General features: G+C 64.8%; 13 protein-coding genes and 1 pseudogene. 8 read left to right on the top strand and 6 right to left on the bottom strand.

Going from position 1 to position 14643, the window contains the following annotated elements; all coding sequences use genetic code 11:
* Positions 1 to 10 precede the first annotated feature (10 nt).
* The 4 genes and pseudogenes from ACHMW8_RS23510 to ACHMW8_RS23525 all read right to left on the bottom strand — a co-directional run.
* Positions 11 to 649 (bottom strand): ATP-binding protein, encoded by a 639-nt coding sequence (locus ACHMW8_RS23510; RefSeq protein WP_395443936.1) that lies wholly within the window; start codon positions 647 to 649, stop codon positions 11 to 13.
* Positions 639 to 3497 (bottom strand): AAA family ATPase, encoded by a 2859-nt coding sequence (locus ACHMW8_RS23515; RefSeq protein WP_395443937.1) that lies wholly within the window; start codon positions 3495 to 3497, stop codon positions 639 to 641. The genes ACHMW8_RS23510 and ACHMW8_RS23515 overlap by 11 nt, the downstream gene beginning before the upstream one ends.
* Positions 3494 to 4354 carry an exonuclease SbcCD subunit D gene (locus tag ACHMW8_RS23520; RefSeq protein ID WP_395443938.1) on the bottom strand — a complete coding sequence of 287 codons (861 nt, stop codon included), beginning with the start codon at positions 4352 to 4354 and terminating at the stop codon, positions 3494 to 3496. Before ACHMW8_RS23520 ends, ACHMW8_RS23515 begins: the two co-directional genes overlap by 4 nt.
* Before the next feature lie 148 nt (positions 4355 to 4502).
* A pseudogene (locus tag ACHMW8_RS23525) lies at positions 4503 to 4739 on the bottom strand (exonuclease SbcCD subunit D); the annotation flags it as partial.
* 520 nt (positions 4740 to 5259) lie between these two features.
* On the opposite strand from ACHMW8_RS23525, the gene ACHMW8_RS23530 reads away from it, so the two are divergent.
* The 8 genes from ACHMW8_RS23530 to ACHMW8_RS23565 all read left to right on the top strand — a co-directional run bounded on the left by ACHMW8_RS23530 (position 5260) and on the right by ACHMW8_RS23565 (position 12105).
* Entirely contained in the window at positions 5260 to 6051 is a 792-nt protein-coding gene (locus tag ACHMW8_RS23530; protein ID WP_395443939.1) for a DNA-binding response regulator, read from the top strand.
* Positions 6048 to 6626, top strand: a complete 579-nt coding sequence (locus tag ACHMW8_RS23535; RefSeq protein ID WP_395443940.1) for a hypothetical protein — start codon at positions 6048 to 6050, stop codon at positions 6624 to 6626. Before ACHMW8_RS23530 ends, ACHMW8_RS23535 begins: the two co-directional genes overlap by 4 nt.
* 1 nt (position 6627) lies before the next feature.
* The gene (locus ACHMW8_RS23540) at positions 6628 to 10023 is read left to right on the top strand and encodes a UvrD-helicase domain-containing protein (protein WP_395443941.1); all 3396 of its coding nucleotides are present in this window, start codon (positions 6628 to 6630) and stop codon (positions 10021 to 10023) included.
* An 88-nt stretch (positions 10024 to 10111) separates the two neighbouring features.
* Complete coding sequence (locus ACHMW8_RS23545) at positions 10112 to 10411, top strand: hypothetical protein (protein WP_395443942.1); 300 nt, start codon at positions 10112 to 10114, stop codon at positions 10409 to 10411.
* Positions 10357 to 10521 (top strand): multiubiquitin domain-containing protein, encoded by a 165-nt coding sequence (locus ACHMW8_RS23550; RefSeq protein WP_395443943.1) that lies wholly within the window; start codon positions 10357 to 10359, stop codon positions 10519 to 10521. Before ACHMW8_RS23545 ends, ACHMW8_RS23550 begins: the two co-directional genes overlap by 55 nt.
* On the top strand, positions 10496 to 10999 hold the full coding sequence (locus ACHMW8_RS23555; RefSeq protein WP_395443944.1) for a DUF6791 domain-containing protein: 504 nt from the start codon (positions 10496 to 10498) through the stop codon (positions 10997 to 10999). The genes ACHMW8_RS23550 and ACHMW8_RS23555 overlap by 26 nt, the downstream gene beginning before the upstream one ends.
* 9 nt (positions 11000 to 11008) lie before the next feature.
* A complete protein-coding gene (locus ACHMW8_RS23560) occupies positions 11009 to 11674 on the top strand; it encodes a ThiF family adenylyltransferase (RefSeq protein ID WP_395443945.1) in 666 nt (221 codons plus the stop codon).
* Positions 11668 to 12105: a DUF6527 family protein gene (locus ACHMW8_RS23565; protein ID WP_395443946.1), complete on the top strand. Its 438-nt coding sequence runs from the start codon at positions 11668 to 11670 to the stop codon at positions 12103 to 12105. The genes ACHMW8_RS23560 and ACHMW8_RS23565 overlap by 7 nt, the downstream gene beginning before the upstream one ends.
* Before the next feature lie 113 nt (positions 12106 to 12218).
* Here ACHMW8_RS23565 and ACHMW8_RS23570 read toward each other — a convergent pair whose 3' ends face one another.
* Both ACHMW8_RS23570 and ACHMW8_RS23575 read right to left on the bottom strand, forming a co-directional pair.
* A complete protein-coding gene (locus ACHMW8_RS23570) occupies positions 12219 to 12584 on the bottom strand; it encodes a CopG family transcriptional regulator (RefSeq protein WP_395443947.1) in 366 nt (121 codons plus the stop codon).
* Positions 12585 to 12632: 48 nt separating this feature from the next.
* Positions 12633 to 14603 (bottom strand): conjugal transfer protein TraG, encoded by a 1971-nt coding sequence (locus ACHMW8_RS23575; RefSeq protein WP_395443948.1) that lies wholly within the window; start codon positions 14601 to 14603, stop codon positions 12633 to 12635.
* Between the last annotated feature and the right edge of the window lie 40 nt (positions 14604 to 14643).

Here is a 14643-nt window from a genome sequence, read left to right on the forward strand (position 1 = left end):
TGAATTTTCCTCAGGCGTTCGGGAACCGATCGAGCTGGCAGACGGCGACTTTGGCCGGCTTGAGCGCGCGCTCGGCGACAGCCGCCAGATGAGCGTGGTGGGTGAAGAACATGACTTGGGTTTTCTGACCCAGCTCTGCCAGGACGCGGAATCCAGCTTCGGCGCGCTCGTCATCGAAGTTGATGAAGAGATCGTCGGCCAGGAAGGGTAGCTGTACGCCCTGGGCCACCGTGTCCTCGACAGCGGCGATTCTGAGCGCCAGGAATAGCTGGTCCACCGTGCCCTCGCTCATTCCTTCGACCGGAACGATCGTGACCTCATCGGCCCGGACGCCGGCCAGCCGCGGGGTGTCGTCGTCAAACTCGACCATCAACCGAGAGAATGCGCCGAGAGTGAGCGTCATGAAGAGATGGGACGCTCGCGTCAGCAAAGGCCCTTGTTTCTCGGCCCGATAGCGTTCGACGGTGGCCCGCAGCAGGCGAACTTCCGCCCGCTTCCGAACATAGAGTTCCGCCTGGAAGGCCATCTCACTGCGCGCCTCGGCCATCTCGAATGCGGCGATCGCGGCATCCGGCCGATCGTCGAGCGCCTTGAAGGCCAGTTCAGCCGCCGTGCACAGGCGACTTTGCGCCTCAATCTCAGCGCTCAAGGAACTCGTGGCGATCCGAAAGGCCTTGCGCCTCGGCAGCCAGAACATCCGGATCGGCACCCGCCGCTTCATCGGTCAGCGCGACGAGATCGCGCCCTTCACCAGCTTTCAGCAATTCCGCCCCAAGCGCCTCAATCTCGGCCTTCAGCCGAGTGCCCTCCGTCGCGCGACCAAGGACTGCACGGAGCGTCGGGAGCTCGGCGTCGGGTGCCATGGCGAGAAGAGGCGCGAGCGCGGATTCCGCCGTGCTCCGCAGAGCGTCCGCCTCGCGGACCCTGCTGCGCGCTACCTCCAGCGCACGCTCCAAGGTTTCCGCCCGCTCAGCCTTGGCCGCCTCCTCGCGGGTAGCGGCCTGCAGGGCGGCGTAGGTCTGTCCGGGAGTGGAAGCTTCCGAAATTCCGGCCCGTTCGGCTGCGGCCCTGATCCGAGTCTCAAACGCCGTCCGACTCTTGGTGATCGCAGCAAGCTGGGTTTCCAGCTCTAATTGATCGCTAAGGTCGGTGCGCAGTCCCTCGATAAGGTCCAGGCGAACCCGGACGCCGGCGACGCTTGCTTCGGCCGCAAGGCCTGCACGTTGTAGCGCCGGAGCCCAAGCCGCCGCCCACTCCACGTCCGTCTCGGTCGCGCTCGCGGCCTGGGCCACTGTACGATCCACGGCCTCCGTGGCGCCGTTCAGTTCGCCGCGCAGTTCGCGCGCCTGCGCGCTGAGCTCGGCGGCGGCGTCGACCTTCTCTTGCGCGCGGGCGAGCAGTTGCGGCAGGCTCACAGCATCGTCCGGGACCTCCATCGGCGAAAGCGCGGCAAGCAGAGCGCTTCGGGCCCCAGATGCGGCGTCTTGCTCGGCCTCTAAATCTTGCCGGGCCAGGTCCAGGGCATCGGCCGCCTGCAGCGCGTCGGCGCGGGCATTGACCCAGCCCTCATACGCCTCCGGGGACAACGGGATCCCGAGCCCGCGCACCAGGATGGCGAAGGCGTCGGTCGCCGCTGTCAGGTCCTCCACAGCGGCACCCCGACGCGCCTGCGCCTGGCTGAGTTGCAGGTCCGCCCGTTCGATGTCGCGTTCGAGGGTTGCCAAGCTGCCAGCGTGCTCCGCGCCGGCGAACCGCTCATCAGCGAGCCGGTCTGTCTCCGACACGGTTCGCTCAAAGACATCGGCCTCGACGGACATGTCTTCGCGCGGTGTCTCACCCCGCAGCTGGCCCCGCAGAGGCGCCCAGGCCTCGTCGCGCTCCGCGCGCGCCGCAACGAGCGTCTCAAGGCTTGGCAACGGATGCGCGAGCGTTGCTTGGCGGCGGTCCAGGTTAAGTGTCGCCTGCCGCTCCGCATCCCGAACACAGGCCTGCGTCTCGGCCTCGAGTTTCGCCCGTGCCCGATCGATGTGGCCCAACGCATGATCGACGTCCTCGTTCGCCGGAACAATCATTTGGCGAAGCGCCGCAACGTCGCCGGTCCATGGCGTCAACACTCCCACCCGAGCGCGGAGCAGCCGTTCCATTTCCTCATGGTTCGCCGTAGCCTGTTCCAGGCTCTGTGACCTGCCGTCGCCCAATGTCCGCAGGAGATCCTGTAATCCCCGGACGTCCGGCGTCGGCGGCAGGCCGCGCAGCCGTTCTTCGAGCCGGGCTACGGCCCGCTCCGCGTCTCGCACCGCCTCGCGCGTGGCCCGCAGGCGCTCGTCGACGCCGCTACGGCGTTCGATCAGGTCACGCAACTCCGCAACAAGGGGGCGCCCGGGCAGCCGAGCGGTCAAGGCGTCCATGGGCGCGTCAGACCAGCCGATCTCGCCAAGCGCAATACGGATGCGGGTTGCGCCACTTTCGAGCTGAGCCTGCAGCGTAGCCTGCTCTGCCGCTCCCTGGTCGACAACACCCTTCAGCTCGCGAAGACTGTCGGCCTCAGGTGCCACCGCTAGCCGTTCGGCGGCCGGCCGCGTATCCTCAAGTTCCCGTTCCAGACGGATGGCCTCCGCTTGGCCCAGCGCCCGTTCGGTTCCCGCCGTCTGGGCGGCGTCGAGTGCCTCGGCGCAGCGCTGCGCGCCGTCCGCGCTTAGGTCGGCGGTTTCGCCCAGGTCCACCAGGGCCTGCAGCACAAGGGCCCGGCGCGTCAAGGCGGGCAGCACGACCCGCCGGCGTTGGACTGTTCGTTGCGTTAGAGCGATCTCGGCGCGAGCATCCTTCAAGGTCTGGAGTGCTGCTTCGGCGGCGTCAAGTTCGCGGCGCGCCTTACTCCAGACACCAGGTCGGACCTCGGCCTCTTTCAGGGCGGACTTCGCGGCTTGGTACGCGGCAGCGGCGGCCGTGTAGCGACGGCTCTCGCCGGCTGTGCGCGTCCAGATCGCCTTGGCCTCGGCCTCCAGCGCATCGCAGACCTTGGAAACCTGGACCATTCCCGAGCCGGCGGCGAAGATCGCCGCCCCGATACTGTCCTTGGCGGCTAGGATGGCCTTGCCGCCCTCTCGCAAGCGGGCATGGTCCAGGCCAAACATCCGCTCGAAGCTTTCACGCGTCTGGCCCGCCAGATGCACCGACAATTGCGTGTCGGCGATGGGCTGCTCGTCCGGACCGAGCAAGGTGTCGATCCTTCCCTTCTTGCGGCGAAGATCGAGCGCGCCGTCCGCGGTCTCCAGGACAGCACCGACCCTGAGCAGCCGCTGGTCGAACCGGAAGCCGAAGCGGGTGCGGGCGCCAAAGCCGAACAGCAGGTCGCTCACGGCTTCCAGCGTGGTGGATTTGCCGGCCTCGTTAGGCCCCAGGATGATCTGCAGGTCGCACCCGGCGGCCGGCGCAAAGGTCAGGCTGCAGTCCTCGAACCGGCCATAGCGGATGAGCTGGAGTTCGGAGAACCTCACGCCGGCTCTCCCCCCTGGAGCCGGGATCGAAGCGCCAGGGCGGCATCACGGAGCACCGCGCTCAGTTGCCCGGCGCGGGCATCTCTCAGCACATCCGTCTCGGCGTCGAGTTCCGCAGGTGCCTTGGCCAGGAACTCCGCCAGGTCCAAGCTCAGCGCGCCCGCCGTCCCCGGATCGTCCGTGAGCTGGGACAACACGACCTCGAACTCGTCGCTCAGCGCACGCGCATTTGCCGGCGGCGCGGTGGCGATCACCACCTTCTCGATCCAGATGTCCTCCGACAAACTGGTGGCGATGGCGCGGACAGCTTCGCGCCATGCGTTGCGCGCGTCGACGAAGGTGTCGTGAAGCGGCGTCTCGCCGCTCGACCGCACCCGCGTCATCAGCGGACGGCCGTCCGCCTCGCCCGCAAGCGCGGTGGCGAGTGCCTCGTGGATATGCGCATGCACAGCTGCCTCCTCCGCGACGCCCTTGAGGTCGACATCCACGAGCGCCCAGCGCACCACGTCGAGGGCGACGTGATCTACCGCCTCGACGCGACCCTCTACGACCTGGACCAGAGCGGCGCCCTTCGGTCCTGTCTCGCGGATGTTGCGACCCTGAAGGTTGCCGGGGAAGACGATGTCGGGGTCCGTCCGAACCCGTTCGAAGCTATGGACGTGACCCAGCGCCCAATACTGATAGCCCTTCGCGGCCAGTTGATCAGGATGGCACGGCGCATAGGGCGCGTGCCCGCGATCGCCGGTCAGGGCGGTGTGCAGAACGCCGATATTGAAAGTACCGGCTTCGGCCGCCGGATAGCCTGTCGCCAGATCCCCAGGATCGCGGGTCTTGTAGCTCTGGCCGTGCAGCACCACGGCGGTCGCCGCATGACGTAGTGACTGCGGCTTGCCGGCCGCAAAAACGTTGACGTTCTGCGGAAGCGGAAGCTGGCGCGTGAGATGAGAAGTCCGCGTCGTGGTTGCCGTAGACGACGAAGACCTCAATACCCGCCTGTGCTAGCCGCCCCATAGCCGCGCAGAAATAGAGGCCGGTCGCGAAGGCCTCCCAGTCCCCGTCATAGAGGTCTCCTGCGATGATGACGAAGGCGACCGCCTCATCGATGGCAAAGGCTACGAGATTGTCCAAGGCGCCGCGGGTCGCGGTCCGCACGAGGTCGGCGGGCACCCCTTCGTACTGCGACAGACCCCGTAAGGGGCTGTCCAAGTGAATGTCCGCAGCGTGAAGGAACTTGAAGTCCATTTGGACCCTCCCGAGCGTGACCTTACTGTCGCGGACGCATGGGCGCTACCAAAGGTTGTCACCGAAGCCGGCGCGCCGACCGTGCTGGGACGGCGCTGGACGCCCGGGCCAGGTAGAGGAGCGCGCTAGGAGTCAATTCAACCCGAAGCGACTCGGCGACTGAATTGCGGTGGGAGGCAATGGGCGGGCGGGCGATGTGCATGGGCAGCTCCTTGTTAGCCTCGAAACTGGGACGTTGCTGCGACAATTCCGGACGTAGGATTTTGGGATCACCACCACCCTAACTGGCTGCCTACTCGGATTGGCCTTGGGTCAGAATGCGGACACGACCTTCGCCAGCCATGAACGTTGGCGGCGGCTTGGCGCAAAATACTTTCATGTCGCTGTTACCGGTTGGCATTGGGCGCATCGATTACCTGACAGGCAGGGATCGCTCAGCGCCATGCTAGAGGTTACAAGAACACGCATAACGCGCATTTCGACGCAAGGCGCCGGAACTGTGAAAAGGTTGGAGGACAACTTGGCGGCAGCGCTCAGGAAACAAAAGCCGGACGGTGCCCTCTACAACCGGACGCCCGCCACCGAAGCCCAACTCTCGATCCTGGGGCAGCTCTCGCGCGATGAAATCCTGGCGCGTTCTCAAATCCACTCTCGAAGTGATCCGGGGTATGTCCCAAGCGAATGCCTGCTGCACCTTGTCCGCGCCAGCCGCGCCGACAACTCAAACGCCTGGTTTGAACGCCTTTACAAAGTTCTGTCCGCCCGAGTGCTCCGTGCGCTTCCTGCGGCAGCCTCGGCCGACGGTGAGACGAGCTCGCTGACGAATGAGCGGATTCGCGACAAGGCCTACGGGCGGTTCATCGAGATGCTGGCGGGCGATCGCCAAACCTATGACGACCGCTTGGACTTCTTCGAAATCCGTTTCGACATGGCGCTCAAGCGTCTGCGATTGGACGCCCAGAAGCAAGTCTGGCGTGACGACAACCGCAGCCAGCCGATCAGCTACGACGACGACAACGGCGAGCTCAGCCCGGAGATGGAGCAGGCCGCTGGAAGTCTCAATCCCTTCGAAGGGCTAGAATTTGATGACGAGGCTTTCCGGTTGCGGTTGGACGCGGCGATAGAGGCCCTGCCATCAGAACAAAGCAGGACCATTCAAATGCTTATGCTTGAGTATCAAATTCACTCGGAGGATCCGAACGTCGTCACGATCTGTAAGGTGTTGGGGAAGACGCCCAAGACGATCTGGAACTATCGCGATCGCGCGATGAAGGCGCTTCGGAAAGCTCTGGTCGAAGGAGAAGATCAATGACCGATGAGCGTACTACGCAGCTGGAAGATGTCCTTGATGCCTTCGCCGTGGAAGAGACCGATGCCAAGGCCACACTTGACCGGTATCTGACGGCATATCCACAATTCGCGGGGGATCTGATCGACCTTTCTCGTGAGCTGCTGCGAGCCGATCAGCCAGTCGATACTGAGCTCTCACCCGCGGACGTCGCCAAGATTGACGCAGCCTGGATCAAGCACGCGGCGGCGCTGCCTCACCACGCGACTGATCCCTTTGCGGCGTTGTCTCCGACGCGAAGCCGTGAAATCGCACTTGAACTTGCCGTTCCCCGCCAGATCCTAACGTCCTTCCGCGAGCGCCGCATTCAGCCCGCCACCGTGCCGGAAGCGTTCCTACGGCGTCTCGCCGCAGCGCTCGCGGTCTCGGTCGATGATTTCTTGGCCTGGATGATCCCGCCACCTGCGAACTCGCTGGCGCGGAGTTACCGGGCCGACGGTCAGCCTGGTGCGGCCACGCAGCTTGCGTTTGAGCGAGTCCTGATCGACGCGGGCGTCTCCGAGAGCGACAGGGCTCGCCTTCTGGCGGACGAGAACTGACATGGACGCCGCCGAACTCGGCCGTCGCCGGGCCGCCGATCTTCATGAGCAGGCCGCCTCGATTGGCCATGACCCCCGCCAACCCTATGCGTTCGTCCTAGCTGAAGCCAAGCGCCGTGGGCTCGACGTGGAGAAGGCCAATCCCAGTTCCGGAATTCTCGATGGCGGGCGAGCGACCTATGTCCCCGCCGACGGTCTGATCATCCACGAAAACATCGGTTCGGACTTCGATCAGGCGTTCCTGGTCGCTCACGAGCTCGGCCACGTCGAACTCGGTGATGCGAGCGGGCCTGTCACTGTCACCGAGGTCGATCCGGTTCGCCCGTCCGAGCCCTCACCGGTGGGTTTCGACCGCGTGGTGGACTATGGCCGCCATCAGCGCCGCGAGGTTCAGATGGACCTGTTCGCTCGCGAGTTTCTGCTGCCGCGCGCCCTCGTGCGGCGCCTGCACATCGACAGCGGCTTGTCGGCGTCGCAGATCGCCGCTCAGATGGGCGCGCCATTCGATGTGGTGTCGCAGCAACTGCTCGATGCGCTCTTGCTTCCGATCGAGACGATCGACGCGGAGAAGCCGCATGTCGAGCGCCCTTTGAATGATCTACAGGCCCAGGCCGCGAAGCACCGCGGGAAAGCCTACCTGCTGGAAGCGGGGCCAGGCACGGGGAAGACCCAGACCCTCACCGGCCGGATCGAAGGCCTCCTGGCCGACGGTGTCGACCCCCGGCGAATCCTCGTCCTGACCTTCTCCAACAAGGCCGCTGGGGAGATGGCGGAGCGCGTAGCGCGCAAAAATTCAACGGCGGCGGCGGCCATGTGGATGGGCACTTTCCACGCCTTCGGCTTGGACATTGTTCGACGCTTCAGCCCTCAGCTCGGCTTGCCGAAGGCTCCGCGGATGATGGACCGCACCGAAGCGGTCGAGCTGCTGGAACAAGAATTTCCGCGACTTCCGCTGAAGCACTATCAGGACCTGTACGATCCGACCCGCAACATCGCCGATATCCTCTCCGCCATCTCGCGCGCCAAGGACGAAGTCGTGGATGCGGCCGAATATGCGCTGCTCGCGGCGGCCATGCGCGCGAAAGCCGTGACGGCCGATGAGATCGTAGCCGGGGAAAAGGCGGCCGAGGTCGCTGCGGTCTATGACGCCTATGAGCGCCTGAAGCGCCAGGCCAACTGCATCGACTTTGGGGACCTCGTGTCGGTTCCAGTGCGATTGCTTGAAAGCGACGCTGCGGTTCGGGCGACTATCCAGGGTGCCTACGACCACGTGCTCGTCGACGAATATCAGGACGTCAACCGAAGCAGCGTTCGGCTCATCGAGGCGATCTGCCCGAACGGCCACAATCTGTGGGTCGTCGGTGATGCGAAGCAATCCATCTATCGGTTTCGCGGAGCGTCGTCGTTCAACACCGCCCGGTTCGGCAAAGAGGATTTTAAGGGCGGAGAACGCGGCCGGCTGAAACGCAACTATCGGTCCTCGAAGGAAGTGGTCGATGCCTTTTCCGCATTCGCGACCGCCATGAAGGTGTCGGACGGCGACGTCGCGCTGGGCGCGGAACGCGGTGCCCTAGGCTATCCCGTCGAGTTGCACGCGGTCCCGCAGGCGGACAACCAGGTGGTCGCCATCGCCGAGGCGATCGAAGCCATGCGCGCCACGGGCTACAAATACCGGGACCAGGCGGTATTGTGCACCGGCAACGAACGCCTGTCCTCGATCGGCCGGGATTTGGAGCGGCTAGGCATACCGGTCCTCTTCCTCGGCAGCCTGTTCGAACGGCCTGAGGTCAAGGACCTGCTCGCGATCCTGTCGCTGCTCGTCGACGCACGCGCGATGGGGATCGTCCGCGTCGGTGCCCTAGCGCAGTTCGAGTTGTCCTTGAGTGATGTCGCGGCGGTCATCGAGGACTTGCGAGGCGCCGAAGACGACGAAGTTCCTGGCGGCTGGTCGACAATCGATCCCAACATCTTGAGTCCGCCTGGGCAAGTCGCTTGGACGAGGCTGCGCGGGGCGCTCGCCGGGTTCACGGAGACCTCGGCGCCGTGGGATGTGCTGGCCTCCCTAATGCTCGACCGGACTAGGATCGCTGCGGACATCGCCACGGCCGAGTCGGTGTCTGATCGATCGCGCGGGATCGCCATCTGGCAATTCATGAATTTCCTGCGGGTCCAACCTTCAGGACGGGGCTGGCCGGTGCGGCGACTTCTGGATCGGGTGCGCCGGCTGGTGCGGATCGGCGACGACCGCGATCTTCGACAGTTGCCCGCCGCCGCCCAGAGCCTGGACGCGGTTCGACTGATGACCGTACACGGCGCGAAGGGCCTGGAGTTTCCGGTCGTCCACCTGCCGGGGCTGAACCAGGACACCCTACCCGGCAACGCAAAGTCGCCAGCCTGCCTGCCGCCAGATGGCATGGTCGCCGGCGGCGAGGGCGATGCCCTGACCGTCTTTCGCGCGGGCGACGCTGAGGAACGGGAATGCTTGTTCTATGTCGCCGCGTCTCGCGCGAGAGATCGGCTCTTCCTCTACGCCGTCACCCATAAGTCCAACAACACAACACGCCCCCTCTCTCCGTTCCTGGACAGACTGGGGGCATACCTGCGGCGCAGGTCCATCACGCCGGCTCGATCTCTCCCGCCCAAACCGGAAGACCAGGCCATCGACCTTAGGGCCAGCGGAAGGCTGCAGTTCACCGCGTCCCAGTTATCGCTCTACGACCCTTGCCCGCGCCGGTTTTTCTACACCCATGTGCTCCAGGTCGGGGGAAGGCGATCCGAGACGGTCTACACACTGATGCATGAAGCCGTGCGGTCGGTCACCCAGGCCGTAGTCGCCGGCAAAGTGGATATCGCGGATGACGCAGAGCTGGCTAGACATGTCGCTAGCGCGTGCCTGGATCATGGATTGAAGGACTGCGGCGTGCTTCCCGAGCTGCAGGCTGCGGCAGTCGAAATGATCAAATACTTCCGTTCGAGCCGCGCGGGCGCTCAGGCCGTCGCGCCCACTGCCATCCGGCTCACCCTCGACGGCGATGAAATCGTATTCCGAGCAGAAGATGTCCTGGTCGCGGCCGACGGAGCCCACGTTTTCCGGCGCGTGCGCACCGGCCGGATCCGGTCGAAGGAGGACTTCCGACGTGGGAGCCGCCGCTCTTTTGATGGCCGCTCAACAACACGGCCTGGCGACCAGGGTCGAGCTAGTCCATCTTTCAGACAGGGCGGTCACCGCCCTCAGCCTGACGCCGACGGTATTGAAGAACCGCCGGCAAACCCTCTCAGACTACCTTTCGGCAATCCGAGCGGGCGCTTTCAAAGCCGTGCCCTCAGAGCGGACCTGCCCGGGTTGTCCCGCCTTTTTCATCTGCGGCCCGGTCTCCGCCGGCGCCCTCGAAATTAAGTTCTGACCGCCTTACCGGTCACCCTCCTTCGCGTCGATTGACCCTGTGAAGCCCAAGAGGCTGGTCATGAAACGAAGGATTTGAACTATGAACACCCCGCGCAACGACGCCGAACCGCCCGATATCGACACCAAGGTGGAGCACGCGCTCGAACACCTGAAGGAGGCGGAACGCGACCTTGAGCAGGCCCACAAGGCCGAACACCGCGCCGAAGACGAAATCCACAAGGCCGAGCACGAGATCGAAGAGGCGCTCGCGCACCGCAACACCGAGATCATCGTCAACTCGCGTCCCGCGAGATTCACGGTCACGTCGCGACCTTCGAGCAGGTCGTGCAACTGGCCTTCCCGGGCGGCGCCGCCGACCAGAACACCGTCTACTCCATGACCTACCGCAAGGCGGCGTCGCATCCGCACGCCGGCGAGCTGGGCCCGGGCGGCAAGGTTGAAGTCAAGAATGGGACGATCTTCAATGTCACCCGCACCGTTCGCTCGTAGCGTCGACTTGAAGCTCCTCCGCGCGGAGGGCTACCTCGTGCAGATCAAGGGTAATCTCTTGGTCTTGCGCGAGGTGCCCTACCTCAATGCCAAGAGGGAGCTGAAGCGCGGGACGCTTGTCTCCACGCTGAACTTGGCCGGGGATCAGACCCAACCGCCCGAAACCCACGTTATGCACTGGATCGGCGAGTTTCCCTGCAACATCGACGGGCGGCCGATCGAAGCCCTTCGTCACCAGGACAATCCGACGGACCTCGGTCACGGCGTGATCGTCCGCCACGGCTTCTCCAACAAGCCCGAGGGGGGCTACCGCGACTATCACCACAAGATGACGACCTACGTCGCGGTCATCTCTGGCCCGGCTACGACGCTGTCGCCCGGAGTGTCGGCGCGGGGCAACGCCGTGCCGGACGAAGAAGAAAACTCGGTGTTCAACTATATGGACACCGCGTCGGGCCGGGCGGGTATCGGCGCCTGAACGGAGCGCTTGGCCCAGGATCGGGTCGCCATCATCGGGCTCGGAGGCACCGGCGGCTACGTCCTGGACTTGGTCGCCAAGACGCCCTCGCAGGAAATCCGGCTGTTCGATCCGGACGACTTCCTGTCTCACAATGCGTTTCGCGCGCCCGGCGCGCCGTCTCTGGACGAGTTGCGCGAAGCCCCGCTCAAGGCACACTACTGGGCGGCCATCTACGCGCGCATGCGAAAAGGGATCGTCCCACACGCCGTCGCGATCGACGCCTCGAACGTCCACCTCCTGGACGGCGTGACCTTCGCGTTTATCTGCATCGACGACGGCCCGTCCAAGAAGACCGTCATCGCCAAGCTTGAGGAAATCGGCGCCTCGTTCGTCGATGTCGGTATGGGCCTTCAGCTTGATGACGGGTCCCTGGGCGGCATCCTGCGCGTGACGACCAGCACGCCGGAGAAGCGTGAGCACGTCCACGGCGGGCGCATCGATTTCAGTGATGACCAGGGCCAGGACATCTATGCGACCAACATCCAGGTGGCGGACTTGAACGCCCTGAACGCGGTCATGGCGGTGATCAAGTGGAAGAAGCTGCGCGGCTTCTATCGTGACCTGGAGCAGGAACATCACAGCACCTACACCACCGACGGCAACATGCTGCTCAACGGAGACCAGGCATGCTGAAGCATCATAGACTTGAGCATCACTTCGTTCGGCACCTGCCGGACGTTCTGGAACCCGGCTTGCTATATGTGTCGATGGAGTATGCCACCGCGTCCCATCTGTGCTGCTGTGGGTGCGGAGAGGAGGTCGTCACGCCCTTCTCTCCGGCGCAGTGGAAAATGACCTTCGATGGCGAGACCGTCTCTCTCAATCCATCGGTGGGCAACTGGCTCCAGAATTGCCGGTCGCACTACGTGATCCGCAACGGCAAGGTCATTGACGCCGGGCCGTGGTCGGATGAGCAGATCGCTGTCGGGCTCGCCCACGATAGGGCGGCTCGTGTAGAAATGTTCGATAAAGATGGATCTCAGTCGGCGACGGCAGCTGTGCCGCAGCCGACGCCGGTTCGTAAACAGTCGATCTGGGCTAAACTCAAGGCTTGGATTGAATGATCCGAGGCGCGGTCGGCGTTCACATTTGAAGGGCGTCGACCGCGAGCCTCCGTTGGCTCGTGCCGACGCCGACCTGGCGCCCCAGAGCGGACCTTCCCAAGGTCTGAGAAGAGTCAGGATTGCTCCTCTCCGGCGACGTCGCTTAGCACCTCCCCACGCAGTAAGCGTCCTTCAGAAATCCGTCGCGATAGCAGGTCGATGAACGCCGCATAGCGTTCCTGCCCCTTCGCGCTGGCTGCTCGGTCTTCGACCGCCGACATCGCCGGCGTAACCTTCAGCCAGGTTTTCACGAAAAGCCCGATCGCCTCGTTCGCGATCGTGACGTCGCGCTCCAGCCGATCAAGCTGGCGCGACATCCGATCGAGTCGGCGAAACAATGCCGCCTCCCCGGCCTCGGCGCTGTCGGGCGACAGATAGGCCTCGAACGGCTGCCCGGACGATTTCCGACTTCTGCCGTTTCGTCCGGCGGGCGCGGTCATCCAAGACGCGGATGGTGTCGCTGGTCAGGAACACCTTGGTGGGGATCTTCATGCGTCGTCCCCCAGCGGGATGCCATCGTCACGATCCAGCGCCGCCTGGCGCGCCGCGCCCGTAAACTGGCGCTGCAGTTCTCGCCCCTGCTGGGCTTCGTCACCTTCCTCATCCTCGTCCAGATTGACGTCATCATCCCTGTCCTGCGGGGGCTGGGTTTCGGGACCGTCCAGGTCGGGTTCTCGCTTCAGCCCCCCATCGTCTTGCGCCGTCGAGCGCCCCGCTGTGGTCGTGGCCATCGCCGAGACAGCACCACTCCAATCGGCGGCAACGTGCGCGCTCGGGACGCCCGCCGCGGTGTCCAGCACACAGACCCGGCCAGCGAGACGTGGATCGGCATAGTAGCGGATCTTGGTCGCCCGGATCGGCGGCGCGCCGGCCACCAGGACGACGGCTTCGTGCGGCGGCAGTTGCATGACCTCGCCGGGCGTGAGCAGCGGACGCGCGGTTTCCTGGCGCGAGACCATCAAGTGTCCAAGCCAGGGAGACAGCCGATGGCCCGCATAATTTGCCATCGCCCTCATCTCCGTCGCGGTGCCCAGCGTGTCGCTGATCCGGCGCGCGGTGCGCTCGTCGTTGGTCGCGAACGCCACGCGGACGTGACAATTGTCCAAGATCGAATGGTTGGGCCCGTATGCGCGCTCAATCTGGTTCAAACTTTGCGCGATCAGGAAGGCCTTGATCCTGTACCCGGCCATGAAGGCCAAGGCGGCCTCGAAGAAATCCAGCCGGCCCAGCGCGGGAAACTCGTCAAGCATCAGCAGCAGCGGGCGACGGTTGCGCGAGGCCTCTAGCCCCTCGGTCAATCGCCGACCGATCTGGTTAAGCACCAACCGGATCAGCGGCTTGGTGCGACTGATGTCGGACGGCGGGACGACGAGGTAGAGGCTGACCGGCTTGTCCGACTCCACCAGGTCGGCGATGCGCCAGTCGCAGCGCGAGGTGACCTCGGCGACGACGGGATCACGGTAGAGCCCCAGGAAGCTCATCGCGGTCGAAAGCACGCCGCTGCGTTCATTGTCGCTCTTGTTCAGTAGCTCGCGCGCGGCGCTGGCCACGACGGGATGGACGCTGTCGCCGAGATGGCGCGTCGTCATCATCCCACGCAGGGTGGTCTCGATCGGCCGGGACGGATCGGCCAGGAAGTTGGCCACCCCGGCTAGCGTCTTGTCGGGTTCGGCGTAGAGTACGTGCAGGATCACGCCGACGAGCAGGCTGTGGGAGGTTTTCTCCCAGTGATTTCGGCGCTCGAGCGCACCTTCTGGGTCGACCAATATGTCGGCGATATTCTGAACGTCGCGGACCTCGGTCGGCCCGCGCCGCACCTCCAGCAGGGGGTTGTAGGCGCTGCTGGAAGCGTCCGTCGGATCGAACCGCAGGACGTGGCCGAACTTGGCGCGCGCTCCGGCGGTCAACGTCCAGTTCTCGCCCTTGATGTCGTGGATCACAGCAGAGCCCGGCCAGACCAGGAGGCTAGGCACGACGAGGCCCACTCCTTTGCCGCTCCGCGTGGGCGCAAAGCATAGGACGTGCTCAGGTCCACTGTGGCGGAGGTAATGGTCGCCGTGCCGGCCCAGCATCACCCCGTCGTCACCAAGCAGGCCAGCGACCTTGATGTCGGCGGTATCCGCCCACCGCGCCGAACCATAGGTCGTCACCTTCTTGGCTTCCCGCGCGCGCCAGACCGACATGACGATCGCCACGGCGACGCCGATCATGGCGCCCGAGGCAGCGATGAATGCGCCGCGCACGAACACCGACGGCGCATAGGCGTCATAGACAAACCACCAAAAGAAGAAGGCTGGCGGCGGATACAGCGGCCAGGGGCCGAGCCGAAACCAGGGTGGCCCCAAGCCTGGCTGGTAGGCCAGTTGCCAGGCGACCCATTGGGTGGCGGCCCAAATCCCGCCCAGCGCTAGGGCCCCGATCAGCAGGATCTGGCCCCACAGGATTTTCGTACCGTTCATTGCTTGCACCTCTCAGAAGTCCAAGCCCGCGCTTCTTGCC

This window comes from Caulobacter sp. UC70_42, from assembly GCF_044056025.1.
GTDB lineage: Bacteria > Pseudomonadota > Alphaproteobacteria > Caulobacterales > Caulobacteraceae > Caulobacter.